1 protein-coding gene is annotated in these 915 nt (G+C 45.7%); it reads right to left on the minus strand.

Annotated features, from left to right (window positions below; all coding sequences use genetic code 11):
• Window positions 1-898, minus strand: an 898-nt coding sequence (locus tag A3739_RS02845; protein WP_231876985.1) for a molybdopterin-dependent oxidoreductase, incomplete at its 3' end; no start/stop codon positions are given.
• Between the last annotated feature and the right edge of the window lie 17 nt (window positions 899-915).

The raw sequence follows: 915 nt of genomic DNA on the forward strand, positions 1-915 counted from the left end.
ACACAAACGGAAAGTCTTCACTAACTGCCTGCTCAGGAGGACGGAACTGCACCGCAATACAGTTTGCTTTTTGAGACAGAGTAAAGAACTTTCCATCTTCAAATAATCGTTTAGTGCCCTTTGGGTTCTCGTCGTTTATGGGCCATTGAACAGGAGCTAGCTGATCGTATTCTTGAGACGATAAATCACACAAACCACTTAGATCTAAGTCCCGACTTCCGTTGTTTTTATATGCCGTCAATCCAGCATACTCATCGAAGACCTCATGCTGAGAAGCGAAATCAAATCCGTCAAAACCCATTGCAATTGCGACATCACAGATAATTCGCCAGTCATGCTTTGCCTCACCTAGAGGCGGCAAGAAAGCTCTTTGACGAGAAATCGTGCGCTCTGAATTCGTCACCGTGCCATCTTTTTCTGACCAGCTCGTCGCCGGCAACTTCACATCAGCAAAGGGTAAAGTATCGTTTGACGACACATAATCTGAGACAACAACGAAATCACATTTTTTCAGCGCGCTCTCTATTTGAAGCCTGTTTGGCAGACTCACGACAGGATTGGTCGCCATCACCCAGACCGCTTTAACATCGCCTGATTCAATCTTTTGAAACAGATCTACAGCCTTATGCCCATGCGATTCAACAATTGTTGGGCATGACCAATATTCTTGTACTAGCGCGCGATGTTCTGCGTTATCAATATCCATATGTGCAGCCAGCAAGTTGGCCAAACCGCCTACTTCTCGACCGCCCATTGCATTTGGTTGACCGGTAATAGAGAAAGGTCCACACCCTTCTTTGCCGATTTTTCCACTCGCAAGATGACAATTGATAATACTCGCAGCTTTATCAACGCCAGCACTCGACTGATTCACGCCCATCGAGAAAAAACTAATCACCTTATCTGTTTGCGCAA

It is taken from the genome of Oleiphilus sp. HI0067, assembly GCF_001635735.1.